At 44.3% G+C, this 24885-nt stretch carries 20 protein-coding genes; 13 read left to right on the forward strand and 7 right to left on the reverse strand.

Annotated features, from left to right (window positions below):
- Window positions 1-1173 precede the first annotated feature (1173 nt).
- Window positions 1174-2046 (reverse strand): calcium-binding protein, encoded by an 873-nt coding sequence (locus JGK39_RS07170; protein ID WP_293249665.1) that lies wholly within the window; start codon window positions 2044-2046, stop codon window positions 1174-1176.
- A gap of 650 nt (window positions 2047-2696) precedes the next feature.
- A complete protein-coding gene (locus JGK39_RS07175; protein WP_293249668.1) occupies window positions 2697-2885 on the reverse strand; it encodes a hypothetical protein in 189 nt (62 codons plus the stop codon).
- A gap of 1443 nt (window positions 2886-4328) precedes the next feature.
- Between JGK39_RS07175 and JGK39_RS07180 the strand changes: the two genes are divergently transcribed.
- The gene (locus JGK39_RS07180; RefSeq protein ID WP_293249671.1) at window positions 4329-4526 is read left to right on the forward strand and encodes a hypothetical protein; all 198 of its coding nucleotides are present in this window, start codon (window positions 4329-4331) and stop codon (window positions 4524-4526) included.
- Between the two features lie 753 nt (window positions 4527-5279).
- Complete coding sequence (locus JGK39_RS07185; RefSeq protein WP_293175457.1) at window positions 5280-5480, forward strand: hypothetical protein; 201 nt, start codon at window positions 5280-5282, stop codon at window positions 5478-5480.
- A gap of 288 nt (window positions 5481-5768) precedes the next feature.
- Here the strand turns inward: JGK39_RS07185 and JGK39_RS07190 are convergent, their stop codons facing one another.
- Window positions 5769-6518, reverse strand: coding sequence for a pentapeptide repeat-containing protein (locus JGK39_RS07190; protein WP_293249674.1), 750 nt, complete (start codon window positions 6516-6518; stop codon window positions 5769-5771).
- A 54-nt stretch (window positions 6519-6572) separates the two neighbouring features.
- Between JGK39_RS07190 and JGK39_RS07195 the strand changes: the two genes are divergently transcribed.
- Window positions 6573-7088 carry a phosphoribosyltransferase gene (locus tag JGK39_RS07195; RefSeq protein WP_293249677.1) on the forward strand — a complete coding sequence of 172 codons (516 nt, stop codon included), beginning with the start codon at window positions 6573-6575 and terminating at the stop codon, window positions 7086-7088.
- A gap of 610 nt (window positions 7089-7698) precedes the next feature.
- Here the strand turns inward: JGK39_RS07195 and dxr are convergent.
- Window positions 7699-8889: a 1-deoxy-D-xylulose-5-phosphate reductoisomerase gene (dxr, locus tag JGK39_RS07200; protein ID WP_293295802.1), complete on the reverse strand. Its 1191-nt coding sequence runs from the start codon at window positions 8887-8889 to the stop codon at window positions 7699-7701.
- Window positions 8890-9016: 127 nt separating this feature from the next.
- Here dxr and JGK39_RS07205 point away from each other — a divergent pair, with 127 nt between their 5' ends.
- From JGK39_RS07205 to JGK39_RS07215, 3 genes are all read left to right on the forward strand, one after another.
- The gene (locus JGK39_RS07205) at window positions 9017-10582 is read left to right on the forward strand and encodes a DUF2079 domain-containing protein (RefSeq protein WP_293249759.1); all 1566 of its coding nucleotides are present in this window, start codon (window positions 9017-9019) and stop codon (window positions 10580-10582) included.
- A 9-nt stretch (window positions 10583-10591) separates the two neighbouring features.
- Window positions 10592-12157 carry a DUF2079 domain-containing protein gene (locus JGK39_RS07210; protein WP_293249683.1) on the forward strand — a complete coding sequence of 522 codons (1566 nt, stop codon included), beginning with the start codon at window positions 10592-10594 and terminating at the stop codon, window positions 12155-12157.
- A 225-nt stretch (window positions 12158-12382) separates the two neighbouring features.
- The gene (locus tag JGK39_RS07215; RefSeq protein WP_293249686.1) at window positions 12383-13822 is read left to right on the forward strand and encodes a DUF2079 domain-containing protein; all 1440 of its coding nucleotides are present in this window, start codon (window positions 12383-12385) and stop codon (window positions 13820-13822) included.
- Between the two features lie 112 nt (window positions 13823-13934).
- Here JGK39_RS07215 and JGK39_RS07220 read toward each other — a convergent pair whose 3' ends face one another.
- Window positions 13935-15590 (reverse strand): HAMP domain-containing sensor histidine kinase, encoded by a 1656-nt coding sequence (locus JGK39_RS07220; protein ID WP_293249689.1) that lies wholly within the window; start codon window positions 15588-15590, stop codon window positions 13935-13937.
- A 501-nt stretch (window positions 15591-16091) separates the two neighbouring features.
- Window positions 16092-17216 (reverse strand): CRISPR-associated endoribonuclease Cas6, encoded by a 1125-nt coding sequence (gene cas6 / locus JGK39_RS07225; protein ID WP_293249692.1) that lies wholly within the window; start codon window positions 17214-17216, stop codon window positions 16092-16094.
- 300 nt (window positions 17217-17516) lie between these two features.
- Here cas6 and JGK39_RS07230 point away from each other — a divergent pair, with 300 nt between their 5' ends.
- The 7 genes from JGK39_RS07230 (at window position 17517) to JGK39_RS07260 (ending at window position 22619) form a co-directional block, all read left to right on the forward strand.
- Window positions 17517-17879 carry a ferredoxin-thioredoxin reductase catalytic domain-containing protein gene (locus JGK39_RS07230; RefSeq protein ID WP_194012549.1) on the forward strand — a complete coding sequence of 121 codons (363 nt, stop codon included), beginning with the start codon at window positions 17517-17519 and terminating at the stop codon, window positions 17877-17879.
- Window positions 17880-18019: 140 nt separating this feature from the next.
- The gene (locus JGK39_RS07235; protein ID WP_293249696.1) at window positions 18020-18460 is read left to right on the forward strand and encodes a DUF309 domain-containing protein; all 441 of its coding nucleotides are present in this window, start codon (window positions 18020-18022) and stop codon (window positions 18458-18460) included.
- Between the two features lie 144 nt (window positions 18461-18604).
- Complete coding sequence (locus JGK39_RS07240; protein WP_293249699.1) at window positions 18605-19093, forward strand: SMI1/KNR4 family protein; 489 nt, start codon at window positions 18605-18607, stop codon at window positions 19091-19093.
- Window positions 19094-19159: 66 nt separating this feature from the next.
- Window positions 19160-19297, forward strand: coding sequence for a hypothetical protein (locus JGK39_RS07245; protein ID WP_293249702.1), 138 nt, complete (start codon window positions 19160-19162; stop codon window positions 19295-19297).
- Between the two features lie 389 nt (window positions 19298-19686).
- Entirely contained in the window at window positions 19687-20199 is a 513-nt protein-coding gene (locus JGK39_RS07250) for an LptA/OstA family protein (protein WP_293249762.1), read from the forward strand.
- 325 nt (window positions 20200-20524) lie between these two features.
- Window positions 20525-21253: an LPS export ABC transporter ATP-binding protein gene (gene lptB, locus JGK39_RS07255; RefSeq protein ID WP_293249705.1), complete on the forward strand. Its 729-nt coding sequence runs from the start codon at window positions 20525-20527 to the stop codon at window positions 21251-21253.
- A gap of 199 nt (window positions 21254-21452) precedes the next feature.
- Entirely contained in the window at window positions 21453-22619 is a 1167-nt protein-coding gene (locus tag JGK39_RS07260; protein WP_293249708.1) for an LptF/LptG family permease, read from the forward strand.
- A 491-nt stretch (window positions 22620-23110) separates the two neighbouring features.
- On the opposite strand, the gene JGK39_RS07265 is transcribed toward JGK39_RS07260, so the two are convergent.
- Window positions 23111-24475, reverse strand: coding sequence for a hypothetical protein (locus JGK39_RS07265; RefSeq protein WP_293249711.1), 1365 nt, complete (start codon window positions 24473-24475; stop codon window positions 23111-23113).
- Between the last annotated feature and the right edge of the window lie 410 nt (window positions 24476-24885).

The raw sequence follows: 24885 nt of genomic DNA on the forward strand, positions 1-24885 counted from the left end.
TTCCCTCCAAAGGGATTCAATAAATCGAACCGGACATCGGTTGAGACCCTAATTGACCCGGCTGCTATAAGCTGTCATGTAATTTAATTTTTGACATACTCACCGCCCTAAAAGTGCGGTGATTCTTGACGCTTCATCGACTGATGCTGGTCGTAGTCTTACTCTGTCTCTGCGTCCGTTTAGAGTCTCCCAATGCCCTATGGCGACTTTTTACTCTGCTATCCTACGGTTGGAGCTAACCATTGCCCTTATAGCCGTCTCTAAGTTTGCCCGCATCGTAGCTGTTTCAACGCGTCTTGGGCCTAGAAATCTTTTGAGTGTTGTTATATTACAGGCTTTGCCAATAAAATTAGGAACAATTAAAACCGTCCTAAAAGGACGGGGCTTGTATCCCAAATTTTTGGTCAGCAGGGAGCCGGGAACCGCGAGTTGAATCTTGTATTCGTTGAGCAGCAAGTATCAGTTGTTTTCTGCCTTGGACTCTCGGCTCCATCACTCCCTCCTCTAACACGAAAATATTCCACTTAAACGTTTGTGAGTCTACCATACGTACCTTGGGTGCGGCTACTTATTTTTTAAACTGTAGCCAGAAATACACATAGACCATTTGTTAATGGGAGTATGCTGCTATACAAATCCTAGACAAGTCTAGACATTTGCTTCTTACTTCATCGGGAGCATGGGAGCGGTTATCCCTCGGTAAGCTTTCACGTTTTAGCCAAGCGCGATAAATTAATTGCTCTCAAGATTGAGAAATTGCACCGCAGTCCTTGGCAACTGTCGATCGCCCCCTGCGTTCGATCGCCCGCCATCGAGCTTGAACTGAGCGGCGATTTTTCAGTAGACTCTGAATCACTAGACTTTTAAGTTCCGCCCAGAGTTCCCGAAAAATAAAATTTGTTGAGCAGCACATTGTTCCCTGGAAATTCAGCCCGATCGGCGTGAACCCCCAGAGTTATGATTTGAGATTTTTATACTCTAAGATTATTTATATTTTGGCGATCGATTGGGAAATCGATTACTTAAGCACATAGCATCGCTTTCTTAGATTGAAGCCTTCAACTTCGTTCTGCAGCAGACCGAACGAAGTTGAAAACTCTCAAAATTGTCAGACTGCCACGTGAGAACAGCCCCGGAATCTGTCCGGTGCTGTTCTCACAAGAGCTAGTTACTCTAGAACAGCTCGAAGTTGTTGCGGCTGACAGCAGTGGAGCTAAGATTGAGCCCTGGTTGCAGTTGAGCCACAGTTTTCACTCCGCCGTTGCCTGGGTTGTAGTACAACAAACCGTTTTGCGGGTCGTAGACGATCTTGTTCAAAGTATTTGCTGGTGCGCTTGCGGGGGCAAAACCAGCAACCACGATAAAGTCAGTAGCATCGAAAGAGCCACCCAAACCAGAGAAAGCATTGCGATCGAAACTGAGTTTATCTTCACCGGGGTTAAAGTCGGTAATTGTGTCAATTCCATAATCGCCACCAACACCAGCGAAGTAGAACGTATCGCTACCGGCACCGCCAGTCAGAAGGTCAGCTCCTCTGTCGCCAGAGATAAAGTCATCCCCTCTCCCGCCATCGACAGTATCGTTCCCTCGGCCGCCGAACAGGCTGTCGTTGCCGTCACCGCCCAAAACGATATCGTTGCCGTCACCACCCAAAGCAGTATCGTTACCCGATCCGCCAAGTACGGTGTCATTGCCCCGATCTCCAGAGACGAAATCATCCCAATCACCGCCGTTGACGAGATCGAAACCTTTACCGCCGAAGAGAGTGTCGTTGCCGTTGCCACCATCGACTACATCGTTGCCTGTACCAGCATAGACAGTATCATTGTCGCTGCCACCACCCACACTATCATTGCCACCTCCTGAAAAAATCAGGTCATTCTCACCGCCACCAGCGATGATATCGTTGCCCCCAAAAGTCAGGATGATATCTTCTTCGATCGTTCCCCGTATCCTGTTATCGCCTTGGGTGCCGATAATATCAAGTCCACCCGCACGATTTTCAACCGCAGATGCTGGCTGAGTTGGATTAGTTACCTGTGTCATTTACATTCCCCCCCCCTTACATCAATTATTTTTTCTACTTGTTCCCTTCAACGGGATTTCATCAATTAAACCGGACATCGGTTGAGACCCAGATTGACCCGGCTGCTATAGGCTGTCATGTACCATTTTTAATGGGACTATGCTCTTTGATAGAACTTGCACGCCCGATCGCTAATAAAATAATGGTCGAGGGCACAAGTTGCGAGCCAGGATTGCGTAATAATTAACAGAGTGCCATTTTTTAGTACGCTTCAATCAACCTGACTGTTGAGTTAAAATATTAGTTCCCAAAAAAAACAAAAAAACTAGATTTACCTCCAAAGCCTTAAGCAGCAAGGTTTTAGAGGTCGAAACCAGCGATCCCCACAAGTGTTCTCTGGGAATTGCCCGTGCCTAAGATATTTTCTGTCATGGGAACCACGTCAACGCAGCCTTCCACAACAAATCAATAGCAGCCCTTTGTAAAAGTGTCAGTGCTGCCTAAGTCTTAGGCAAGTTTGAATACAGTTATATTTAAAAATTTAATTTGATAAATTATAGTTTTCAGCAATTATTTTATTGCTAATTGCTAATTCCGACGCGCTCGACCACAATAAATTAACAATTAGCAATTTTCCGGAAAATTGGTTGGCATTCATAGACAAGCTGTACTATTTACCCGCTGAGTGTGATTCTAAGTCTGCTGGTGACCCGTTGACATAGCTCTGGCTGTCGTAGCTGTAGATGTGAGCGTCACTTTGGAAAAGATAATTGATTGAAGTAGCTGCATAGTATGTCAGCGCTAGCAGCGACACTGCGTTAAGAATTCCATAAATTCGCTTCTCAGACATTTCGTTCATTTTCACTCCTACTTTTTGTGCAAATAGCAAATTTGGATACTGTGACGGCACTTTTTTTGAGAAGTTCCCACAAATGCAGCACCAAATAAAAATCTGAACCTTCGCCTTATGAACTCGCGAACCTGCCCTCAAAGCAAGTCCTGCTTGAGATTAGCAGGAGTTTTTGTTGGCTATTTCATATTGCAGTGTCTATCTTTAATTGTGTATCTAACTGTGGTAAGAGTTCGGGAATTGTGGCGACATCGAACTCTACAATTGTCTGTTTGTAAGCTGCTACCATTTGCAAATATCTAGCATCAAAAACTTACAGGGTAAAGAGTATGGCTTTTTATCAAAAACCAGTAAGGATTTTCGCAAATTCGATTCATGGTACGCAGAAGCCGGAAATAATAAAAATTATTAAGTTGTCAGCGGAACGCTAAAATATGTCTGAAGTTATACTCTTGCCAGCAACAGAACCTGTTATATTTCCTGTTAAGTTTGAGCTTGGTGGATGTAGCAGATAATTTATGAGTGAAAAAATGTTGCGGTCGCTGTCCCCAAATCGGGGTCTCACACTTTTGACTGAGTGGCAGCCTTAAATCACAATCTGACCAAATAACAGCAGGCATCTAAAAACAGAAGGCAGAATTTGATAGCGGTAAAAACATACTGTTTTGGGATTCAGCATTTTTCTTATCTGATTCCACCTTCTAGATGCCATGTTTTGTCATAAAACAGAACAAGATGATTTACTCGATGCCAGGAGCGAGGAATGATGATTCAGGCAAGATGACTAACTATGTTTGAGTCAGCTACTTCCACAATTTATTATAATTTTTGCTCGGATTTAGCTTCTTGTTCAACCGACTTCCTGCTACTAATTTGCAACAGGGATAAGGGTAGAACAATAGGCCAAACCAGGGGGCCGAGCAGTAGGGCTACCCAAGAGAGCAAGTCTTTTTTGGATGTTGAAGCATCGTTCCAAAAAACAATGAACCAAACAACAAAAACGATTAAGGAAACCGAAAAGTAGCCAATAATGAGCATTCTTTTACCTGCCTGCCTGTAGGTGGGGTCGAAGTATTGATAATTTATTGTATCTCAGGCTGCGGCTCGCCGATCGCAACTGGATGCCTCGGTCAAGAGTGTTGAAAACGAACAGTTTCACAAGTCTCCTAGTCCACAGCCTAGGATGTCGGAGGCACACCGACGAAACCACCAACAATCGCCCTCAAAGTCTTGCCATCAGGAGTTTTTGAGATTTCGTCCAACCTGGAGGCTACCGCCACAATCACAGCAAATGCGATCGAGGTCTCTCCTTTTAGGTGATTTGACTCACGTACACTTAGAGATTTAGATCACAAGCAGATCTCAGAAAGATCACAGAGCTTAGCCGACGGCAATCACCCTACTCTGTTCTGAAATGCTGGATATTAGAATAGTCGAGTTCAACGAGATTTCATGCAAACTCTGACTTTTAAATCCGATCGCACGATCGCTGAACTATTTTATCAAGTCACGCATTCGGGCAATCTGAGTCGTACCGAAAGTCACGGACTGCGTGCACTTTGTGAAAGCGCTCTGTGCCAAGACGACCGAGATGCAGTCAACCGTCTACTTCACGCCATCCGCCGCGGATGGGTCAGAATTTCCGATTAGTACCCTCAGACAGTAAGTTTAGATCGGTAGTTCTACTCTGTCTGGTGTAAAGCTTTGCCCGCAAGTAAGATTTGAGTGAGTAGGTCGCTCCATTAACCCTCTCAAAAATATTGTTTGCTGCGATCGTGGCGATCGCACCCGGTTTCTTGAAGATGCCGGGATTTTTGATGCAAAACCGTTAACAGTCCTTAGTGCTGTCCCCGCACGCGGACAGTAGTCAGCAGTCAGCAGCGGGCACTCATTAAGTATATCTACGGAAAAAAAACTACACAAAGATACCCAGTAAATGCAAGCAAAGTGGGTTTCCCAACACCGTAAAAGTTTTACGTTTAATATCCGTTGATTTAGTTAGTAGTAATTACTTAGTAGTCATCGCAAAAAAAAGGCAGTACATTGTAGGTGTTCTTCAGCGTCAAGATCGCTCATATACAAAAGAGTAAATGAGTGTTCTCACCCCTCAACGCATCTATGTTTATTGGTAAGGACATACTTAGTGATTTGTTAAATTAATATTAATTTGTTTGTCAGCATCTTTTAACAAACAACACAGATTTGGGAGTTACTAAAAGGAGGAATCGGGACAGAGTTTGTGTTTCGAGTTGCTCTCTCGATCGAGAAAACATCTGCTCCCCAAGTCCCATTGACACAAATCACCAATCAAGACAGAATCGATCACATTTACTGGCGTATTTGAATCACATAAATATTTGGAAAATCAGTCAATAATGTCAAAAGTGATTTCAAAAAAAACCAATGATGACCCAAACGTTTTTACCTCAATTTACGATTGCAGAGCTAGTGTTTCAGGTATATCACTCCGGTCTGCTGACTCCCACTCACCGACAACAGCTCAAGAGTGCGCTATTAAATGACTGTCTTACCGAAGAAGATCAAACAGCCATCAACCGCTTGCTCCACGCGGTTCGCCGGGGCTGGCTGAAAGTTGTAGATTAAACTGTTACCCAAAATTTTGCCACTTCTCTTTAAATGCACTGTCAATCAATTTGAGATTTGAGATTTGAGATTTGAGATTTGAGATTGTCTCAACAGATAAATCTGGAGATTGAACTTTGATCTAAAATTTTTGACTCTCCACTAGGCGAGTCTCGGAGGCCTGTCTCCGTTTTTGGGCGGGGTAACCTGAAGATCGAATTAAATCCCCTCAATAAAATCTGGAATTAAGCTAAATGTAGGGTGCGCCACCAGCACCCTGCGGTTTTAAATTCTGTGTTGCAAGCTTATTTACTCCGAGATTGTGCCGTCAGGCATCATAGCTTCTCTCAGATTCGCCTCCTTCCAATTTGTCCCGCGCAAAGAAGCTTGATGCAAGTTTGCTCCCCTGAAATTTGCTCCCTTAAGGGAAACTCCGCTCAAATCTGCTAGATGCAGATTTGCACAAATCAGGTTAGCTCCGCTCAAATCTGCTCCCTTCAAATTAGCTTTTTCGAGATTTGCTTCTGTCAAATTAGCCCAACTCAAATTTGCTTGAGTGAGATTAGCATGGCTGAGATCGGCTTGTGTTAAGTTGGCGTCAGTTAAATTTGCTTGAGTCAGGTTGATTCCGCAAAGTTTTACTTCTGTCAAATTGGCACCTTGCAAGTTAGCGTTAACTGCATAAACTTGAATCAAAATTGCCCGTTGAAGATTGGCATCTCTGATGTCTGCACCCCTGAGACTCGCGCCCGTTAAATCTGCTCCGCTGAGCACGGCACTCCGCAAGATAGCTCCGCTCAAGTTTGCTCCCATCGCCTCGCATTCGCCGAAATTAGCCGACATGAGGTTGGCTTGGGAGAAGTCGGCTTTGCTGATATCTGCTTGATACAGATTGGCTCTGTAGAGCGTTATGCCGATCGCACTTGCACCTGTTAAACTAGCTTGACTCAGGTCAATATCGCGCAAATTTATCCTTGACATATCGATCCCAGCCAAGTCTACTCTACGAAAAACTCGTTCTCCCGCTGCATACCGTCTGAGAAGTTCCTCTGCATTCATGTTATTTTTCCCAAAATATTGAATAATATCTTTGATATTTCAATAATATTAGGCATGAGCGACCTTTACGTTTCTTGGTCTGAGTACCATCGAAAAATTGAGGATTTGGCTGTAAAAATTAATGAATCTCAATGGAAATTCGATCGCATTGTCTGTTTGGCGAGGGGAGGGCTGCGCGTCGGCGATACTCTGTCGCGGATTTTCGACAAACCCCTGGCGATTTTAGCGGCCTCGTCCTATGGTGGGGCGGAGGGAAAAGTCCGGCGGGCGATCGAATTTGCGCGTAATTTGACAATGGTGGGCGATAATTTGGGCAGTCGCATTCTGCTAGTTGACGATTTGGTAGATTCGGGAATTAGTTTAGAGCAAGCTATTGTTTGGCTGCAAAACCGCTACGGCGATGATATTCAGGAAATTCGGACTGCTGTGCTTTGGTACAAGGCTTGTTCTGTGGCGAAACCGGATTATTATGTAGATTATTTGCCGGATAATCCTTGGATTCACCAACCTTTTGAAAGGTACGAAAAGATGAGTGCGGCTGATTTGGCGGCGAAAGCGGGGAGTTACTGAAATCCGCCCCTAGGCGTGTTTTGTTTGAAGTTGCTCTTTTACCCAAGCTCGAAATGCTCTGATTGTTGGGCTTCTTCCTTGGGTGTTGGCGCGATCGACATATTGGCGAATTATATCAACAATGGGAAAATAAAAGACGGCGGTTGAAACCGCGCCTATAAAAACGAAGTCCGGATGGTGCGCGGACTGAAGAGAGTAAATGAATAAAACAACGTAATTTTCACGACCAGTTCTTCAACCTGCGGAGGCACGTGAGTGTTTGTATAGACGCGGTTTTAACCGCCGTTTTAGGTTCGTAGTGAGGACTAAAGTCCTCACTACGAACCAAAGAATTAGGGAACCAAAAGCATCCGCGAGTCCCAAACCTCACTCATTGTCAAAACTTCCTGCCGCGCCCACTTGTCCGCCGCCAGAATCTCATCCAAAGCCGGAGTTTCAACGAAGTCCGTATGGTGTGCGGACTGAATACAATAAATGAAGAAAATAACGTAATTTTCACGACCAGTTCTTCAACCTGCGGAGGCACGTGAGTGTTTGTATAGACGCGGTTTTAACCGCCGTTTTAGGTTCGTAGTGAGGATTTTTAAAGTCCTCACTACGAACCAAAGAATCAGCGAACGGAAAGAATCCGCGAGTCCCAAACCTCACTCATTATCAAAACTTCCTGCCGCGCCCACTTATCCGCCGCCAAAATATCATCCAAAGCAGGAGTTTCACAGTTATCCGCTTGATGTTTGTCGCACACCTTCTCAATCAACTTCGGAATATCCAAAAACGTAATCTTTTCCTCCAAAAATAGCGCTACAGCCTGTTCGTTTGCCGCATTCAGCACCGCAGGCATTGAACCGCCCGCCCGGCCCGCCGCATAGGCTAACTGCATACAAGGATACTTTTCGTGATCGGGTTCTCGGAAAGTCAAATCACCGGATTTTACTAAATCTAGCTGCGGCCAATCTGTCTGAATTCTTTCCGGCCAAGACAAAGCGTAAAGTAGGGGTAAACGCATATCCGGCCAGCCCAATTGTGCCAAAACGGATGTATCTTGTAGCTCAATTAACGAGTGAATGATACTCTGGGGATGGATGACAATATCAATGTCGTCATAATCCATGCCGAACAGGTAATGAGCCTCAATTACTTCCAATCCTTTATTCATCAAAGTAGCAGAATCAATGGTGATTTTCTGCCCCATCGACCAATTCGGATGTTTCAAGGCATCGGCGACTGTTACTTCGCCTAACTTTTCAACGGGCAAATCTCGAAAAGAACCGCCCGAAGCTGTGAGAATAATTCGGCGCAACCCTCCCGCCGGTATGCCTTGCAAACATTGAAAAATTGCCGAATGTTCCGAGTCTGCCGGCAATACTTTAACCCCATATTTTTCGATGAGGGGGTTGACAACGGGGCCGCCGGCGATTAATGTTTCTTTATTGGCTAAGGCGATATCTTTGCCTGCTTTGATGGCTGCAATTGTTGGTAGCAAACCGGCACAGCCAACTATGCCTGTGACGACGGCTTCAGCATCGCCGTATTTGGCAACTTCGACAACGCCTGACTCGCCAGCAAGTAAAATAGGTTGAGGGTCGAGATCTGCGATCGCCCTTTGCAATTCCTCTAATTTATCTTCGTCGCAAATCGCGACAATTTCTGGTTTAAACTGGCGAATTTGTTGTGCGAGTAACGTTACATTTCGTCCGGCGGTTAACCCGACAATCCGAAATTGTTCGGGGTATTGAGCTACAATATCCAGAGTCTGAGTGCCGATGGAGCCTGTGGAGCCGAGAAGAGTTATTGCTTTCACAATTTTTTAAGGTTTTGTGGATTATTCTAATATTACGATTACTGGAACTCAAATTAGCGGTTAACTATGGCGTGGCAAGCACATTTGAGGGAATCATATTTTGAGTCGTCAGTTAGTGTCAGATTTCATGGATAATGGGGAAAATTTTGCTGATGACCGTGAGGATATCGGCGTTGGAATGGGGGAAAATATAGAAGAAAGTCGATCGCGCTTGCCGTCGAGTTTGGTTTGGGCGATCGCCATTGCTGCTACAATTTTCTTTGCCTGTAGCAGTTTACGGCACGCTTTATTCCAATCCACAGCCTTCGATTTGGGAATTTTTGACCAAGCAATTTACTTGCTAAGTCAAAACCAAACGCCGTTTTCTTCCTTGATGCAGATTCATATTTTGGGAGATCACGCAGCGGTAATCTATTATCCGCTGGCTTTGCTGTACAAAATTTACCCGGATGTGCATTGGCTGCTGTTGGTACAAGCCGTGGCTTTATCCCTGGGAGCCTGGCCTAGCTGGAGTTTAGCGCGTTTGGCCGGATTAAATCAAGTACAGTCTCGGGCGATCGCCCTAATTTATTTGCTCTATCCGGTGGTATTCAACATCAACTTATTTGATTTTCACCCGGAAGTAATCGCTTTACCCGCACTCTTAGCAGCAATTTTAGCAGCGCGCTTAAATAAACTGGTGTGGTTTTGTAGCGCAATTCTGCTGGTGTTAAGCTGCAAGGCAGTTTTGTCTATAACCGTTGCTGCGATTGGTTTTTGGCTGTTTTTCTGCGAGAAAAAGCAACGGTTTGGGGCGATCGCACTTTTACTAGGTGTAGCATGGTTTTTGATAGCTTCCCAAAAAATCATCCCCTACTTTAGCGGTAGCGAAGTCGCCGGAGTCGGGCGCTACAGCTATTTAGGCAAATCCGTCCTAGAAATCATCATCAACCTTCTATTAAAACCCCAGCTAGTATTAGGAAAAATTCTTTCCTTCGACACATTCAAATACTTATTTATCCTCACCTTACCCGTGATTTGGCTGATACTGCCATTCTCCCGCAAAATCAACCTCAAATATTTAACAGCCCTAATTCCTGCCATCCCGACATTAATTATCAATATTCTCTCCGACTTGCCATTTCAACGCAGCTTGGCTTATCAATATTCAGTGCCGATAATTCCATTTTTAATCCTAGCAATTATAGCCAAAGAACAAACAATAAAAAATATAGAAGAAAAACTCGAAAAACCGTCATCCAGTCCACTAAAAACAGCAAATTTGAAAGTTAAAAACATCCAAATTCCGCAAATGTGGCTCGGAATGCAATTACCCAAAGCAATGGTAATTTGGTCATTAATAATATTCCTATTGCTGGGAGAATCCAAAGACTTTATTCTGTACGCAAATAGACTAGATACCTGGCAAGCCACACGAGAAGCAATCGCCCAAGTTCAACCCCAAAGCAGTATTTTAACAGATAATAGACTTGCACCTCACTTTGCCCACCGCCCCACAGTCAAATTACTTTCACAAATTTCACCCCAAACAAAAATAACTGAATTTAAATACATATTATTAAACCTGCGCCATCCGTGGCCAGATACGGAAAAAATTGGTAACACCTTAGCAAATCAACTTAAAAACGATCGCGCTTTTCAATTAACTTATCAAAAAAACCAAGTTCTACTATTTAAACGCATCGCCGATTAAACCAAGAAAATGCTAACCTTACAATCTCCAAAATCCCATCCAGTATTGTTAATGATTGTCATCACAACGATAATCTTATTTGCCGCCAGCAGCGCGCGCCACGCTTTGTTTCATTCCACTGCCTACGACTTAGCCATTTTTGACCAAGCAATTTACTTAATCTCCCAAAATCAAACACCATTTTCCTCATTAATGGAAATCAATATTTTAGGCGATCATGCTGCCTTTATCTTCTATCCCCTAGCCTTACTTTACAAAATATATCCCGACGTGCACTGGCTGTTATTCGTGCAAGCTTTTGCCCTAGCCCTAGGTGCTTGGCCTAGTTGGAGTTTAGCACGTCAAGCGGGATTAGATGAACCAAGGGCGATCGCCATTTCAGCCATGTATCTGCTATATCCGGTAGTATTTAACGTCAACCTCTTCGACTTCCACCCCGAAGTCATAGCAATGCCAGCCATTTTAGCAGCAATCCTAGCCGCCAGACTGGATAAAACCTTGTGGTTTTGTGCCGCCATCCTCTTAATCTTAAGCTGCAAAGCCGTGCTATCTTTAACAGTTTTGATGATGGGAGTTTGGCTATTCTTTTTTGAGAAAACTCGCAAGTGCGGGCTCATCGCTATATTTCTCGGTGCGGCTTGGTTTTTGATAGCAACTCAAGCAATCGTACCATATTTTAATCAAGGCAAACAACACGCAGGTATCGGGCGATATCAATATTTAGGAAACTCAGTTTTAGAAATAGCTATTAATTTAATCTTGAAACCAAATCTGATTTTAGGGCGTTTGTTTTCCGCTGATACTTTCGGATATTTGATTTTATTATTTTTCCCTGTAATTTGGTGGCTTTCCCCGCGTCACCTGTCACCTTTAATTGGTGCTTTTCCCATGCTAGTGATGAATATTCTTTCGGATATTGACGCTCAGCGAGATTTGATTCACCAGTATTCAGTGCCGATATTTCCCTTTGTATTAACTGTGGTAATTTCTACGATAGCAGACAGACAGAGAAGAGGTAATAATTTTTGGAAAAATGCCTGGAATTATCTATGGAATCATCGCAACTTGATGCCGCGAATTTGGAAGCCAGTCTCTAAAAGAATTTCGGTTAAAACTGTTAAACATATCTGGATGCACCGCCTTTCGATTCGCCGCAGTTGGAGGTGGGGGAAATTGCTGTTTGCTAATGTGTCAAAATTGTTAATTTTATGGTCGCTTTTAAGTTTTTTGATTTTAGCAAAATATGGGTATTTTGGAACAATTTATTTAGAGTCTCTCGATACTTGGCAAGCGACGCGACAGGCAATTAATAGAGTGCAAACTCAAGGCAATGTCTTAACGGATAATTCCCTAGCAACTCATCTCGCTCACCGTACAACAATTAAATTGCTGCATCAAGTTGCCAAGGGGCAAAATTTGAATAAATTTGAGTATGTACTATTAAATATGCGGCATCCTTGGCACGATACTGCGGCTACTGCTGCGAGGGTTGTGACTCAACTTAAAAAATCTCCTGAGTTTAAGATTAGCTATCAGCAAGATGATGTTTGGTTGTTTCAGAAAGTCAGAAATTAGTATGATAATAAGTAATAGTCGCGGACGTATCAATACCAAAGAAACCGGGTTTTTTATCGATATTAAAGGCGATGATGCAATATTTCCCTAAAAAAACCCGGTTTCTGCCTCCAGGATTAAAGTAAGATACAACCCGGTGAATCAACCGTAATTCCTGTAGGGGCGGGTTCACACCCAGTCTTTGAAAAAGCGCATCAATCCAATAAACCCGCCCCGGCTCAGACTATGAACAATTTTAAGCTAAAATATCATCCAGTAATTTGGCAAATCGCCCTTTTTGCCCTAATATTTTTTCTGTGCAGCAGTGTACGCCACGCCCTGCTTGAATCCAACGCCTTTGAGCTCGGAATTTACGATCAAGTAGCCTATCTCATCAGTCAATCACAAACGCCGTTTTCCTCATTTCTGGAAATTCACCACCTGGGAAATCACGCCGCTGGGGTGATGTATCCCGTGGCTTTGCTTTACAAAATATATCCCGATGTTCATTGGCTGTTGTTAGTGCAAGCAGTCGCCCTAGCATCCGGTGCTTTGCCAGTTTGGGGTTTGGCCATTCAAGCCGGATTAAAGAATAGTATATCTCGGGCGATCGCCTGTATCTACCTTTTCTATCCATTAGTTTTCAATGTCAACCTCTTCGACTTCCACCCCGAAGTAATTGCTTTACCCGCACTCCTAGCAGCAATCCTCGCCGCGCGGCTGAATAAAACTCTGTGGTTTTGTGCTGCCACCGTCTTAGTTTTGAGCTGCAAAGCCGTGCTATCTTTAACTGTAGCTGCGATGGGATTGTGGCTCTTGTGTTTTGACAAAAAACGCAATTGCGGGCTGATAGCTCTATTTCTCGGCGTAGGTTGGTTTTTGGTAGTTACTCAGGGAATTATACCCTATTTCAATCAGGGAAGAGAACACGCGGGAATCGGCAGATATCAATATTTGGGAAACTCGGTTTTAGAAATTGCTGTTAATTTAATCTTGAAGCCAAATCTCATTTTAGGGCGTTTATTTTCGGCTGATACTTTTGAATATTTAGCATTATTAATATTGCCTGTAATTTGGTGGCTTTCGCCGCGGCATCTGACACCTTTAATTAGCGCTGTGCCAATGTTGGCTATGAATATTCTTTCGGATATCCCGGCTCAACGAGATTTGATCCATCAATATTCTATTCCAATATTGCCGTTTTTGTTAGTTGCCGTAATTTCAAGTTTGGCAGATAGGAATCAGCAACAGAGAAACACAATATTTGATAGATTGTTAATTCCCGATTATCAATTGCCGAGAGTGATTGTAATTTGGTCGTTGATTGGTTTCTTAGCTTTAGCAAAATACGGCTATTTTTGGACTATTTATGTAGATTCCCTCGACACTTTGTCGGCTAGCAGAGAAGCGATCGCCCTCGTCAACACAAAAGGCAGTGTTTTAACCACTTCTCACATGGCTCCGCACTTAACGCACCGCCCTGTACTACGCTTAACTCAGGCTCAGGCGCCTCCTGGAAATCTCGCAGAGTTTGAGTATGTGTTGCTGAATCTGAGGTATCCTGGCTGGATGAGCGATCGAGCTTTTGTGCAAAACCTCATAACTAAACTCAGAAATAACCCTCAATTTCAACTAAAATATCAGCGGGATGACATTTATCTATTTGTCCAAAACGTTAAAAAATAAATGATTTTATAGCGGTTCTCAAAAAAGTGAGGTATCCCCTATGCCCTATGCCCTATGCCCTATGCCCTATGCCCTGCTCCGGCCAGTCGTACCTCCTATGGGAGCATTGAAATTAACCAATAGGTAACTCAATCACAAACTCCGCTCCCTGTCCAGGTTGGGAATTGCAGTAGAGTTTCCCCCCATGCTTTTGGGTCACAATCTGGTGACTCATTGAGAGTCCTAAGCCAGTGCCTTTCCCAGCATCTTTGGTTGTAAAGAATGACTCAAACAAGCGTAATTTTAACGCTTCATCGATGCCTGAACCATTATCAGCAATCCTAATTCTGACCCAATTATCTTCGATAATTTCAGTTTGAATCTGAATTGAAGGCATCGGGGCTAGTTCAGAATCATCAGAATTTTTACTTTGATCCCTTGCATCCTCTAGGGCATCAATACTATTACCAATAAGGTTCATAAATACTTGATTTAATTGTCCGGGAAAACATTTAATTTTTGGGAATTGACCGTAATTTTTGCTAACAGTAATTTCCCGGTGATTATTGTTAGCTTTAAGTCGGTGTTTCAAAATTAATAGCGTGCTGTTGATACCTTCGTGGATATCGAAAGCAATCTTTTGGGAAGAGTCTGCTCGTGCGAACAACCGCATAGAATAACTGATATCGCGGATACGTTCAGCACTCTGCTGAAGAGATGCCAGCATTAGGGGTAGATCTTCTTCTACAAATTCTAACTCAATGGCTTCGGCGTGTTCGACAATTTCTGACGCAGGTTCGGGGTAATGCTGCTGATAGATGTGCAAATGTTCTAGTAAGTCTTTTAGGTATCTGTCAGTATGGGTTAGGTTGCCGGCTATGGAATTAATTGGATTGTTAATGTCATGGGTTACTCCTGCAATCAACTGTCCCAAAGTCGCCATTTTTTCATGTTGAATTAGGCGTTCTGTGGATGCGGCTTGTTGTTCCTGTAGCAGTTGCTTGACTCGTCGAATCAGTTGATTTAGGGCTGTTGCTAATATACTAATTTCATCTTTAGTGGTAACAGCAGCTTGTAAATCAAAATTGCCCGTTTGGGTTGCTTCCTGAGCAATATTGGTGACTTGTTGGAGAGGACGAGCGATCGCCCGACTGGTATAAATCGCGAGTAAAATGGCGATCGCCACAGATAAAGTCAGAGTCCCAGCAATAACCTGCACTCGTAGCACCTGTACATTTGCAAACTCAGTTTTTGCTTCTGTGTACTCTTTATACGCCCTTACCTTTAATTGCTCTAGATCTTGTAAAAATTTCTTCAATTGCAGCGATGCAGGACTGCTACCAAAAGTCAAAAGCTGGCTGCGGAATATCTGAATTTCTGCTGGTGATAATTCAGCGGCATTAATTGCCTTTAATATCGCCTCTGTCTGCTGCAAGTAAGCCTCTGGAATCTCTTCATTGGCTTGCAGAAAACGTCTGACGGTCTCTATTTCAGCAGGTGACTCCTCAACCTTAGGATTTTTTGTATCCCCTTCTGAAGATTTAAACTCAGACCATTCTTTTTTGAATAGATCCACATGGGTTAAAAAATAGGAATACTGTTGCTCTAGCAAATCTCGATTCTCCAATAGCATCAGGATCTGCTGTTGGTGAAGGAGAACTTGCAAAAGCTGGATCTCCAATTCACTGATGGATTGAGCCTCTTCGATCGCATCTTGTTCGTGTTTAACAGCTTCTTTATGATATTGGTCAGCGATCGATATTCCTGTAGTGGTTCCCAGAATTGCCACCCCCAGCGCCAGTCCATAGCCCAGACTAATCTTTTGTCCTACCTTGAGACAACTGAACCAATGCTTCAGATGACGTAAACGTAACTTTCGTATAACTGAATGCTTGAATAAATGCCTCTCATGTCGATCGAATAAGAGACCGAGTTTGAATCTATTTTTAGGTGCGAGCATAGAACTTATGGTGCAAACTGGATATAATTATAATCACAATTACTTCTAAAAGAACAAAAGTCAGAAATTAAAATAAATCAATTACTTCCAGAAGTTTTTCCAACTTTCATAATAGTAAATGGATCGGATTCCTCGCCAATTAGTTCTCGTTTCTTTTTAGAGATAAAATTGATCGCTCTAACTACCAAGATAAGCGACAGCCAATGAATTTGACAACCCAACCAGGATTTTTTCTCCATCCGCTTCATCACCTGGTTAGCTGGCTGGCTGTCGTCGAGATTTTTTCCACGACTGGTTCCGCATTCTGTGCTTTTTCATTTTGTGTCTGCTTCAATCCTCGACTTTCAAAGCTCTTCTTGCTAACTTCACATAAGTTTTCACAGTTTCATAAGGCATTTCCAAATCAGCAGCAATATCCAACAAAGATTCCCCCAATTCCCGGCGCGCTAAAATCGTCGCCCAAGTTTCTGCAATCTCACCAGCCCGACTCCCGCCTGTACGCTTTCTGTGGGCCATAAACTTCTCTGTCAATTCATCGATTCGCGCCGCCAATACACTTTGGATAGAGACTTCGGGTAGGGATTCTGTCAACCATTGCGATCGCGTTTGTCCCAAACCAAAAGTTGTTTTATGGCCCGTGCCGCAGTAAGGTGCTAATCGCCCCAAGGCATAAAATAATTGTACAAAATCTGGGCGTAATGTGCCCGATCGCCCGATCGCAAATTCTACAGCCCCAGTAAATCCCGTCACCATGCCTTTTTTGCCCGCCGCCACCTTTTGCGACTCCAACTTGTGGCGGCTAATAATTACATTTTCCTCAATCCAAGTCAGAAATTCTGCTTGGTCAAAACTCATACTCGAAAAGTTATTCCAGCGGCGCAAATAGCTGTGAAAAACATTTTCGGGAACTGGTAGGGGGAAATGATGGCCTTTGCTGCGAAAGCTTGTAGGAGTTACAAAACTAAGTTTTACGTTTCTCGATAATGGATGTTCTGCTGTTAGCAATTGCTGGTAAGTTGTGGGAGAAAAAGCAATATCCCAAGAGCGAATTAGTAGCGGAGCATTTCGCAAATCAATCTCTTGGGGCAAATTTTGCAGCCACTGACTCAGCCATTGTACTACTCGCTGGGACAGTCCTGTGACATACCAGCGGTAAATACGATCGCCCAAAAGCTGAAAGTCCTTACCGGCTGGAAGCAAATCACCCTCCAATCCCGAAATAGTAAAGGCTTTTTCTGACTGATCGTCGTGCAAAAGTTGGGATAAATCCGGGTCAGTTTCCTGTATTTGATGCAAAAACCAAGCGTGCAAACCTATAGCATACTGCGCGTACAGATAGCTAGCTGCGCGGGGGGTCAATTCAAACACTAATCCGACTAACTCGGTGTCAGCGGGCCAAATCTGACCAGAGGAAGGAACTTTTTTAGTGGGGGTGGGGTGCGGGGAAATTGCCATAAGATGCCGGAAACAGGGACAGCAGTGTCATATTTTATCTTTTTTTATCCCCGTTGGGGGATGTTTTTGTCTGAGCGGGCGATCGGCAAAATCTATTAGCAGCTCCAAAAACCGGGTCAACCGCCAGTTTCCCGAAACCAGAGGGATGCAGAAAAATCACCAAAAAACCGACAACCTAAAACTCAATTTTTGTCAAGTTTTTCCTCCTTGTAAGTAAAGAGAAATATATAAGTGTTTAAAATCACATTCTGCGGTACAATTGTCAAAAGCTCGTAGCATCCTCAACTCCGATCCTGAACTATGAACACAACAGAAAAATCCAAACTCTCCAACGAAAAAACTTTGGAGGCGATGAAGAATTTCTCCGAAACCTACGCCAAGCGCACTGGAACTTACTTTTGTTCCGAGCCTTCAGTCACTGCTGTCGTCATAGAAGGACTAGCAAAGCACAAAGACGAACTAGGCGCTCCCCTATGCCCTTGTCGCCATTACGAAGATAAAGAAGCCGAAGTCAAAGCCGCCTACTGGAACTGTCCCTGCATTCCCATGCGCGAGCGGAAAGAATGTCACTGTATGTTATTTCTGACGCCAGATAACGATTTTGCTGGAACTAATCAGGAAATTGGCATGGATCAGATTCAAGCTGTCAGAGAGACAATGTAATCGGTTAAGTAGGCGATCGTGAAATTGGCAGCAGTTTTGAAAACAGGTCGTGATTTTTCCTATTTTTAAGACTTAGCTATTAGCAAAAACCGATCGCCGCCTACTCAATCCCAAATCCCAAATTCCCAATCTCCAATCGAATGACAGAGGAAATGCCGATCGAGTTTTGGCAAGGTATCGAAGAATTTAACAGCCAAGATTTTTACGCTTGTCACGATACCTTAGAGGCTTTGTGGATGGAAGCGGGCGAGCCGGATAAAAGGTTTTATCAAGGAATATTGCAAATTTCTGTCGCGCTTTATCACTTAAGCAATCAAAACTGGCGCGGTGCAGTAATCTTGCTGGGAGAAGGCATAAATCGGCTCAGTTATTATCAGCCGAGTTATGGCGGAATTGCCGTTGAAGACTTGATCCGGCAAAGTGCGAAACTTTTGAGTGCGTTGCAACAAGCTGGCTCGGAAGCAGTAACTAATTTTATACCATTGTTCGCAGGTACAGAAGTTGCAGGCTTGCAATTGCCGCGAATTATAAAATTAGAAGGTGAAACCCGATTGAGAAAAGGAGATTCCAACGGTAGGTAAGAAGGGTGGGAAAATCGCGGTATTTTCAGGTTATACCATGTGTTGTACGGCAGATGCGATACAATTATAAGTTGTGCTGCTTAGGTTGTTGATTTCAGTAGTTTTGAGGTTGCCTTTAAGCGGTTTCCATCAAGTTTAAAAAGTATGGATATAGTTGAATTTCGAGGCATTTCGTTTGTTGTAGCGACTCCACCGCTACAGCCTATCTCTATTCAAGATTTATCTGCGATTGAGGACTGTCTAGGCTTTCTATTTCCGGAAGATTACCGTGCGTTCGTGAATACATTAGGACTGGGCGAAACCGACCTGAGCATAAGAACACTTCCTCCACAGGAAATTTTGGATAGTTATCTTAGTGAGGTTCGTGGTAGATTGTCTGGGGACTGGTTCTGGGCTAAAAATCCCGATGTACTTACACAAGCTCAAGCTATTGAGTGTGTCCCATTCTTTGATAGCCCTAGCGGTGACGATATTCTGTTCCATCCATCTGACCTAAATCGTTGGTTCATTTTGCCTCATGAAGGAGAGGAAGCCATTGTTGTTCACTCTTTTCAGGAACTCTGTGATTTCTATTTGCGAAGATCTAATGATTTGCAACCTCCCTATAAGTTCTACGGTTATGATGATATCTGAAAAAAGGTGGGAACGATCGCCACACAATAACGCTCATGCACACAAACCCCCGAAAGTTGATCGGTTGTGATGCAAAGTCTATCTGCGGTGTGCGATGGACAACGTTGCATTTTTCACCGACAGGTGAAATGCGATCGCCCTAGCAATGCGGAGCATTATCGCCCGCAACTTCGGACGATCGATCGCCAGCTTTCCCTATCCTAGAAAAATACAGCCCCCGCCAATACTCAAATGAGATGGAAACTAATTTAAAGAAAGAACCTACCTAATAAATCAAAATTTGCCGAACTCACTGCGGACAGCTTATTCCTTGGTACCTATAGAGTTTGCCCGAAACTTCCGGATGCGAGCAACCGTCAAAAAACTTGCTTTCTCCAGTAAATCATCCAAACAGGCGAAGAAAGGGCTGCTGTCTTGCTAGGATAATTGATTGACGCTCTCGGGCAGGTCGATCGACCTAACCGAAATTTTTCACGGCCGTTAAGATAAAATACCTAACCGATCGCGTGTGGTAGATCTAATCTCCCTAGAGAAAAATCAGGGGTGAGATAATGCCCTTCAGCAATTTCAAAAATTTTGAGGCTTGCCAAGCTATGATGCCCTCCGCTAAACTACTCAATTCCCGCCTATTCAAAGGATTATCGCTGCTCTTGCCGCTGACTCTGGCTGGCGCGATCGCCTCTCCCACCTACCCGCAAGCCGCCCCGCCCCGCACTCTTTCCGTGCGATCGGACGTTCAAGAAGCCGACTCCAAAACAGGCATCGTGACAGCCCGCGGCAACGTCCAAATCAACTATCCAGCCCGCCAAATACAAGCCACCGCAGCCCAAGCTCAATACTTCAGCCGCGAGCGCCGGATCATTCTCAGCGGCGACGTGTACGTATTGCAGCAGGGCAACAGCCTGCGCGGCGAAACCGTGACATACTTGATCGATGAAGGTCGGTTTATTGCCCTGCCAGACAACCCAGGACAGGTAGAATCCGTATATCTGGTGGCGCCAGAACAAGATGCAGCAGCCCAAAATGCGATCGGGCCCAAACCGGCTCCGGTTAATCCAAATCCCGCTGTTAAACCGCCCGCCCGTCCCCGAACAGCCCCCAGATAACAGCCCCCAATCGCAGCAAAATTTCGCACCGGCAAAAACATCAACTGTTGGATATCTGCCTAAAACAATAATTTTTATTGCCATTCTTGTGGAACAGGCATCCTGCCTGTTCCGATATCAAAGCTGAAATGCACGACAATTGAAAGCCCAGAATAGATGCGAATGACAGTTGACAGTTGACAGTTGACAGTTGACAGTTGTTTCTAATGACTAATGACTGATGACTGATGACTGATGACGACTGATGACTGATGACTAATGACTGATGACTAATGACTAATGACTAATGACTAATGACTTCTTCTTAGAATTTGCCTAGGCGAGCATGAAAATTGTACTCGAAAATATTCACAAATCCTACGGAAAACGCAATGTAGTCAGTCGCGTCAACCTTTCAGTAGCCCAAGGAGAAATCGTCGGACTGCTCGGCCCCAACGGTGCAGGCAAAACCACAACATTTTACATCGCCACCGGATTAGAAAAACCCAATCAAGGGACTGTTTGGCTCAACGATTTAGACATCACTAAATTGCCCATGCACAAACGCGCCGAGTTGGGAATAGGCTATCTAGCTCAAGAAGCCAGCATTTTCCGCAATATGAGCGTGCGCGACAACATTTTGTTAGTTTTAGAACAAACTCAAGTCCCCCGCTGGGAATGGAACCATCGAGTCGATTTCCTGTTGCAAGAATTTCGCTTAGAAAAAATATCATCCAGTTTGGGAATTCAAATCTCCGGGGGAGAAAGGCGGCGGACTGAACTGGCGAGAGCTTTAGCTGCTGGGCGAGACGGGCCGATGTTCCTATTTTTAGACGAACCCTTCGCAGGTGTCGATCCGATCGCAGTTGACGAAATTCAGACGATTATTGCCAAACTGCGCGATCGTAAAATCGGCATCCTGATCACCGATCACAACGTCCGAGAAACCCTCGAAATTACCGATCGAGCCTACATCATGCGAGACGGTCAAATTTTAGCCTCCGGGGCTGAAGAAGAACTCTACAGCAACCCTTTAGTGCGGCAGTATTACTTAGGCGACAACTTCGTGCGATAGTCTTTTAAAAGCACAAGACAGAAACAGGACTTACGCATTCAAAGTCCAAGAAACCGGGTTTTTTAGTTAATCTTTGGAATATAACGAAGGATTTTCGTAAAAAAACCCGGTTTCTGACCACCCCTGCGTAACTCCCAAGAAATTTAAAATTGAGAATTTAAATTTTAACTTAAGGAGCGATCGGCAAAAACGCCAAAGTATGAAAATAGCAACGTCCAAATCCTTCAATCCCCTCAACAGGCTGCCGAGAATATCAGTAATGGACTGGTACATTACCAAAGAACTAATCGGCCCATTTCTGTTTGGCGTCGGACTATTTACATCAGTCGCCGTCACCGTGGGAGCCTTATTTGAATTAGTCCGCAGAGTAGCAGAATCAGGCCTCCCCTACGGCGCCGCAATGGAAATTTTTCTGCTGCAAATTCCGTACTTTGTAGTATTAGCTTTCCCCATGTCAATGCTGCTAGCAACCCTAATGAGCTACAGCCGACTTTCCAGCGACAGCGAACTCATCGCCCTCCGCAGTTGCGGAGTTAGCGTGTACCGATTGATAATGCCCGCAGTCATTATGAGTTTAATAGTTGCCGGCTTCACCTTTGCTTTGCAAGAATTAGTCGTACCCGCCGCCAGCTACAGAGCCACATTAACTTTAGACAGAGCCCTGAAGCGAGAAAAACCGACGTTTCAAGATCGAAATATTATCTACACAGAATTTCGCAAACCCGAAAAAGGCGGTGAAGAAATCCTGTCCCGATTTTTTTATGCAGAACAGTTTGACGGCCAGCAAATGAAAGGTTTAACAATTATCGATCGCTCCGCCCCAGGCCTCAATCAAATCGTTTCTTCAGAATCAGCGACTTGGAATCCCTCAGAAAACACCTGGGATTTTTTCAACGGCACCGCTTATATAGTAGCTCCCGACGGCTCTTACCGCAATATAGTTAGATTCCAACACCAGCAATTGCAACTCCCCCGCACGCCCTTAGATTTAGCTGCGAGAGTCCGAGATTTCAAGGAAATGAACATTGCTCAAGCTTTAGAGCGTTTGGAAATCATTAAAAACAGCGGCGATGCACCGCAAATTCGCAAACTCCGGGTGCGAATTCAAGAAAAATATGCTTTTCCCTTTGTCTGCTTGGTATTTGGCTTAGTGGGAGCCGCTTTGGGCACTCAACCGAGGCGATCGGGGAAAGGCACGAGTTTTGGTATTAGCGTGGTGGTAATTTTTACTTACTACGTATTTTCTTTCATCACCAGTTCAATGGGCGTGAAAGCTGTTTTAACACCGATTCTATCGGCTTGGTTGCCGATCGCATTTGGCTTGGGAATCGGCGGATTGTTGTTAGGAAGAGCCGCCTCTCGGTAAGTTTTACCAATCAAATTAGAAATTTGGAAAATTCACATTCCTAGGGTGGATCGCCCAAAAAAAATCTCTAACTCAATATCGACAATCTCATAGCGACGCACCTTATACCATTGCTCAAAAGTCTTACTACAAAAAAGTGTTAGGTTTGTTTCTTCCATCCGTGTTTTTCAGGTGCGTCGCTGTGAAATTGTCTGTCAAATTCAGGGATTTTTAAGGGAGCCACACCCTACAGCTAAGTCACATCATGTCCGGTTGATTACCATCACAAAAACGGTTTGTAGTGCGGACTTCAGTCCGCAGCATAAAGCGGACTGAAGTCCGCACTACAAACCCATCACAAAAACGGTTTGTAGTGCGGACTTCAGTCCGCAGCATAAAGCGGACTGAAGTCCGCACTACAAACCTTGCTTATTGGGTCAATCGATCGGACATGATATCATCCGTTAAATCCGTTAAATCTGTTAAATAATCCGTTGCCGAACTTCCTTCATTTAAGGATTAGCAAAAGTATTGATTTCCCCGCCACCAATATAGCGCCCCGGAGTCAAAGAGCGAGGTGTAGAAAAAGGTTGCGGTTGAATTGGCTGCCCGCCCCGATCGGTATTTTGGGGAACTACTCCAAAGTTAGGCTGGCTTGGCAAATTAATCTGGCTCGGTTGAGGTTGTTGAAATTGAGAATTCGCTGAATAGGGAGAGAATTGAGGGTTAATTATCTTGTTTGCTCCGATCGCACTCGTGCTAGGGGATTGCCCCAAATTCGGAATTAGCGGTATTGGTGAAGGTGTGGCGACAGGAAGCGCCACAGGTTGAACTTCCGGTGCGAAGCCCGAGTCGGATAAATTAGTTTGGTAGGGATTTTTGGGCAAAGCCACCGTTGGAACCTGTGGAGTAATTGTGGGGATGACTGATGCTTTGGAATTTAACCCGGCAAATGATTCAGGAAGTGTAGCTGCCGGGTTTAAAAATTGTTGAGAGTCGCTAATAATTGTATTAGTAGAAGCCGGAACGGGGGAGAGGGGTGCAGGAACATTCACAGGATTTGCTCTCCCTTGAGCTGTAGCTACCGTTGGCAACAAATTTGCCGGATTTGTCCCAGACCCAAAAGAAGCAGGTCGATCGAGCAATTTAGGGGTGTTTGCAGTTTTCACGGCCGCCGCCGTTGCTGAAATGTCAGCAGCGACGTATTTTTTCATGGCTGCTTGCAGCGGACTCAAAGGCAGAGGATTGTCGTTTTGTTTGCTGGAATTACCGCTACCTGATGCCTCCGGTAAAGTTGCTTCCGGTGTACCCGCAGAGTTAGACTCGATCGTTTTTATCCCGGAAATCGTCGTCCCACTGCCAGATAAACTCCAATCTGATGTCGGGTTTGAACTTGGCAAGCTGGAATTTTGCGGGTTATTGTTTACACTCCCAATCGCAGGATTTTGTAAATTTGACAGCGACATAAATGTGTTGATTGCCGTCGGCTTTGGCTCTGAAGATCGCTTAGGCTTTTCTAAGCCGCGAGTGCGAATTTCGTCGAATAAACCTTTGCCTTTGACTGCTGATGAATTCAACAAGTTCAGTTCAGAATTGGAGCGATTGAACTGATTGGCTAGCACCGGCAAGCTGTCGATTTCAGCGGCAATGGCACTATCTTCAGCAGACAGTCCGGGGAGCGCATCTGGATTGTTTGAGCTTGCTGCTTCTTCTTCGCCATCTATGCTCAACCTTTCTGGATTTACGGAGACTTCCCAGATAAATAACCCTCCCGCACACAGCACGGCTAGCGGAGCCCAAACCGACGGTTGCGTCCAGTGGCGGAACCGCGCTATTAGATAGCGGACAGATGTAGGGAATTTCTTGAAATTTGACATAGTTTTGCTTCCATCCGAGCCAGGGGACTTAAAACTATTTTTCATAGTCTACCACATCAATCTTGATGATTTTTGCTGTCCCCAGGTAAGTGCGATCGCGATTTTGATTGCAAGTTGCGAAAAATATAATAGCAGAAGCAAGAACTATCAAGGAAGTTCCACTATATATCATCTTGTGAAAAGTGCAATTAAGAACGTCCTAACTCTCGGGAACGGTTGCTACAGATGTATGCAACAGGTGAAGGTCGATTGAGTACCGACCGAAATAAGTTTTGCCCGGTAAAATAAAGCAGACATAAGAATGATAAAATCCGAGTTGACGCGGTGTAGAGCCTTCCAAGCGTATCAGCCGATCGACCTCAAAGCAAAATGTCAAGGTCAAATTTGGGTAATTGTTGAGATTCAGACGA

It is taken from the genome of Microcoleus sp. PH2017_12_PCY_D_A (assembly GCF_020738565.1).
GTDB lineage: Bacteria > Cyanobacteriota > Cyanobacteriia > Cyanobacteriales > Microcoleaceae > Microcoleus.

Bases quoted from the DNA above. Each gene is read 5' to 3' on its own strand.
- JGK39_RS07185 (WP_293175457.1), top strand. From the start codon at position 5,280: ATGATGACCCAAACGTTTTTACCTCAATTTACGATTGCAGAGCTAGTG.
- cas6 (WP_293249692.1), bottom strand. From the start codon at position 17,216: ATGGCAATTTCCCCGCACCCCACCCCCACTAAAAAAGTTCCTTCCTCT.
- JGK39_RS07195 (WP_293249677.1), top strand. From the start codon at position 6,573: ATGAGCGACCTTTACGTTTCTTGGTCTGAGTACCATCGAAAAATTGAG.
- JGK39_RS07175 (WP_293249668.1), bottom strand. From the start codon at position 2,885: ATGAACGAAATGTCTGAGAAGCGAATTTATGGAATTCTTAACGCAGTG.
- JGK39_RS07205 (WP_293249759.1), top strand. From the start codon at position 9,017: ATGGATAATGGGGAAAATTTTGCTGATGACCGTGAGGATATCGGCGTT.
- JGK39_RS07235 (WP_293249696.1), top strand. From the start codon at position 18,020: ATGACAGAGGAAATGCCGATCGAGTTTTGGCAAGGTATCGAAGAATTT.
- JGK39_RS07170 (WP_293249665.1), bottom strand. From the start codon at position 2,046: ATGACACAGGTAACTAATCCAACTCAGCCAGCATCTGCGGTTGAAAAT.
- JGK39_RS07210 (WP_293249683.1), top strand. From the start codon at position 10,592: ATGCTAACCTTACAATCTCCAAAATCCCATCCAGTATTGTTAATGATT.
- JGK39_RS07240 (WP_293249699.1), top strand. From the start codon at position 18,605: ATGGATATAGTTGAATTTCGAGGCATTTCGTTTGTTGTAGCGACTCCA.
- JGK39_RS07250 (WP_293249762.1), top strand. From the start codon at position 19,687: ATGATGCCCTCCGCTAAACTACTCAATTCCCGCCTATTCAAAGGATTA.
- JGK39_RS07260 (WP_293249708.1), top strand. From the start codon at position 21,453: ATGAAAATAGCAACGTCCAAATCCTTCAATCCCCTCAACAGGCTGCCG.
- JGK39_RS07230 (WP_194012549.1), top strand. From the start codon at position 17,517: ATGAACACAACAGAAAAATCCAAACTCTCCAACGAAAAAACTTTGGAG.
- JGK39_RS07265 (WP_293249711.1), bottom strand. From the start codon at position 24,475: ATGTCAAATTTCAAGAAATTCCCTACATCTGTCCGCTATCTAATAGCG.
- lptB (WP_293249705.1), top strand. From the start codon at position 20,525: ATGAAAATTGTACTCGAAAATATTCACAAATCCTACGGAAAACGCAAT.
- JGK39_RS07190 (WP_293249674.1), bottom strand. From the start codon at position 6,518: ATGAATGCAGAGGAACTTCTCAGACGGTATGCAGCGGGAGAACGAGTT.
- JGK39_RS07215 (WP_293249686.1), top strand. From the start codon at position 12,383: ATGAACAATTTTAAGCTAAAATATCATCCAGTAATTTGGCAAATCGCC.
- JGK39_RS07180 (WP_293249671.1), top strand. From the start codon at position 4,329: ATGCAAACTCTGACTTTTAAATCCGATCGCACGATCGCTGAACTATTT.